Origin of the sequence: Rhodococcus sp. WAY2 (assembly GCF_009859915.1) — a bacterium.
Taxonomy (GTDB): Bacteria; Actinomycetota; Actinomycetes; order Mycobacteriales; family Mycobacteriaceae; genus Rhodococcus_F; species Rhodococcus_F oxybenzonivorans.
The window spans coordinates 3,085,682-3,089,308 of the sequence record NZ_CP046572.1 but is presented as its reverse complement, the minus strand read 5'-3'; the positions used below and the strand labels follow the sequence as shown (position 1 = coordinate 3,089,308).

Sequence of the window (3,627 nt, the reverse complement as noted above, 5' to 3'; positions counted from 1 at the left end):
GTTGTTCGTCCTCTTCCCACTCCGGCGGTGGGCATGGCACCCACCGGCCACCCAAGAAACTCATAGTGACCTGCGAACCTGGGAATTTACCGAACCTTACCCGGGAGTACGCTTCAGGTTCCTATCGGACGTACGGTTCAAACCGTTTCAGGGCGTCTCAGAATGTGGACTGACCACCTGTTTGCGCATGGGTGTCACGTTTCGTAACTCCCAACCCAGCAGCGAGAACGTGCGTTGTGGGCGGCAGCGTCCAGGCATCCCATGATCAGGCCGAGATTGTCCCGCCCGTCATATGTCGGAATGATCACCAGAGTCGGTGCGCTTGGTGCCCCCCTCTGCCCGGATTCGGTCTTCGATGCCGTGAGGATGCTCCCTGCCGGCAATTGCCGGCGCCGTCTCGGTGCTGCCTCGAGCCGGTGTGCGAATTTCGCGCCGGCGTGGCACCAGAGCGGCCACGACCGCAGCGGCGGCGGCGAGGCAGAGCAAAACCTCCGGCAGAGGTCCGAGGCGACTCGCCGGAGTCAGCTGGGTCCGCAGCGGCACCTCCGACACCAGGGCGGCGGGCACGAACAGTGACGTCTGTTCCACGGTGGAGCCGTCCGGCGCGATGATCGCACTGACACCGCTGGTGGCAGCGACCACCACCGCCCGTCCGTGCTCGACGGCCCGCACCTTCGACATGGCGAGTTGCTGATACGTCATCTCGGTATCGCCGAAGGTGGCGTTGTTCGTGGGGACGGCGAGCAGTTCCGCGCCGGCCCGCACCGATCCCTCGAAGGCTCGATCGAACGCCACTTCGTAGCAGGTGGCGACCCCGACGGGAACACCGTTCGCGTGGACGACGCCGTCGCCGTCGCCGGGTACGAAATTGCCGGCCCGGTCGGCGTAGGAGGAGAAGTGCCGGAAGAAATCGCGGTACGGCAGGTACTCGCCGAACGGTTGGATGATGCGTTTGTCGTGTCGTTCGCCCGGTCCCTCGTCGCCGTCCCAGACGATCACCGAATTGGTCGTCGTGCGGTCGCCGTTGACCAGCACCGCACCCACCAGGATCGGCGCGCCGATCGCGTCGGACGCGCGGGAGATGTCCGCGGCCGCGTCCGCGTTACGCAGCGGGTCGATATCGGACGCATTCTCCGGCCAGACGACGACATCGGGTTGCGGCGCCGCCCCCGCGGCCACCTCGTCGGCCAGTTGGAGGGTGCGCCGCACGTGATTGTCGAGGACCCGTTTGCGTTGGTCGTTGAAGTCGAGACCCAGTTTGGGCACGCTCCCCTGGATTGCCGCGACGGTAATCGTCCGGTCCCCCGACCCCATGTCGGCGAGCGCCGGCGCCAACGCCACCGACAGCACCGTGGCAGCGAGAGCCGCGGCCAGACCGCCGGCAAGAGGTCGCTTCCAGTCCGCCGCGCCGTGCGCCCGAGCCCACACCGTCACTGCGACGGAGGCCAGTCCGGCGCCCGTCAAGGCCACCCCGAAGCTGAGCAGCGGGGCGCCGCCGAGACTCGCCAACGGCAGTAGCCATCCCTCCGACTGCCCGAAAGCGAGCCGGCCCCAGGGGAAACCGCCGAACGGGACGCTGGCACGCAACCATTCGGTGAGTGACCAGCCGGCCGCGATCCACAGGGGCGCCCAGCGCAACCGGGACACGAGCACGGCCACCACCCCGAACAGGCCCACGAACACCGCCTCGGCGGCCGCGAGCGCCAGCCACGGCAGGGCGCCGACGAACACGCCGATCCACGGCAACAGCGGTACCAGGAAGCCCAGACCTGCCAGGTAGCCGTAGCCGAAGCCGGCGCGGAGTCGCGGCGCCGGCCCGCCCGCGCCGGTGAGAACCAGGACGAGCAGTGCGACACCGACCGGTGCCAGGAACCACAGCGGCCGGGGAGGAAACCCGGCGAAGATCAGAAACCCGGCGGCCACCGAGACGACGCAGCGCACAAGCAGACCACGGGCGCCGATCAATCGAAGGGGTGCAATGCCGTCAGCACTCGTGGACGACGCTCCCTCGTCAGCGCTCATGGACGACGCTCCCCCGGTGCACCGAACGCAGCAGCACCGGCGTGGGTGCGTCTTCGTCGAGTCGCGGCAGGGCGGGCACCCGGGACCGCGGATCGGTCGACCACCGCTGGACGGAATCCTGGGGGGCGCTGACCACCAGCTCACCGGCATCCCACACCGCATACGACGCCGGGGCACCCGGGTTCAGGGTGCCCGCCAGCCCGTCCCGGACCCCGCCGGCCCGCCAGGCCCCACGAGTGGCAGCGGAGAACGCGGCACGCGGCGAGATGCCGCTCCCCGGTGTCCGGTGCTGGACTGCCGCACGGACCATCGCCCACGGTTCGACCGGGGTCACGGGAGCGTCGGAACTCAGCGCCAGCGACACTCCGGCGGACGCGGCCGCGGAGAACGGGTTCAAGGTGAGGGCCCGGTCCCGGCCGAGACGCTGCGCGTAGAGACCGTTCGTCCCACCCCACAGGGCGTCGAACGCGGGTTGCACGCTGGCGATCACACCCCACGTCGCGAGGCGGGCCGCGTCTTCGGTGCTCATCATCTCGGCGTGCTCGAGCCGGTGTCCGGCCGCGGCGACGGCGGGTCCGCCGAGTTCGTCGGCCACCAGCTCGAGGGCATCGACCGCGGCCCGGACCGCGGCGTCACCGATCACGTGGAAGCCCGCCTGAATGCCGGCGATCGTGCAGGCCCGGAGGTGGGCCGCGATCTCGTCGACGGTGAGGTAGCTCTTCCCGGTGGTGCCGGGCGCATCGGCGTAGGGTTCGCGGAGCCACGCGGTGTGCGACCCGATGGAGCCATCGATGAACAGGTCGCCGCCGAGAGCGTGAGCGCCCGTGTCCTGCAGGAGCTTCCGGGCCTCCTCGACGCCGGAGACTGCCTGCCCCCAGTAGCCCCGCACCTCCACTGCGTGGGAGGTGGACAACAATTCGCGGAAGTCGTCCAGTCCGGCGATGTCCGGACCGCCACACTCGTGCACCGCGACGATTCCGCGGGCGGCAATGGCGTCGAGCGCTGCGGCGCGGGCGACTGCCCGCTGCCGTTCCGTCAGCAGGGACCGGGCGACCGTGCGGGCGGCGTGGTGCGCCTCGAAGGTCAGCGGTCCGTCCGGGGAGTAGCCCGCGGTTCCGTTCACATCGGGGACCAGCTGCCGCAGCGCAGTGGAGCACACCGCGGAGTGAACATCGATCCGCGAAAGGTACACCGGGCGGCCCGGCGCGGCCTCGTCCAGCTGCGCCGTGGTGGGGCCGTCGCGCTCCGGCCAGTTCGAGTCGTCCCAGCCATGCCCCCAGATGACGGCGTCGTCGTGGGTGCGAGCAAAGGACTGCAACCGGTCGAGGCACTCGCGCAGCGAGCCGACACCGACGAGGTCGAGGCCCACGATGTTCAGCCCCAGGGCGGTCACGTGGACGTGGGTGTCGACGAACGCCGGAGTGACGAACGCGCCGTCCAGGTCCACGACTTCGGCGTCCGGGTGCAGTGCGCGGGCTGCGCGGTCGTCGCCGACCCACACGACGGTTCCGTCGGTCACTGCCATCGACGTGGCGTCTGGTGCAAAGGAACTGTAGATTCGGCCGCCGACCAGCAGTTGGGTAGTCACGGGCACCTAGTGTGCCT

At 69.8% G+C, this 3,627-nt stretch carries 2 protein-coding genes; both read right to left on the bottom strand.

Translation table 11 applies throughout. The features are described 5' to 3' along the window. Positions 1–288: 288 nt before the first annotated feature. A complete protein-coding gene (lnt, locus tag GFS60_RS14355) occupies positions 289–2,022 on the bottom strand; it encodes an apolipoprotein N-acyltransferase (RefSeq protein WP_159922139.1) in 1,734 nt (577 codons plus the stop codon). Next, the gene (locus tag GFS60_RS14350) at positions 2,012–3,616 is read right to left on the bottom strand and encodes an amidohydrolase (protein ID WP_159922137.1); all 1,605 of its coding nucleotides are present in this window, start codon (positions 3,614–3,616) and stop codon (positions 2,012–2,014) included. Before GFS60_RS14350 ends, lnt begins: the two co-directional genes overlap by 11 nt. Positions 3,617–3,627: the final 11 nt, after the last annotated feature.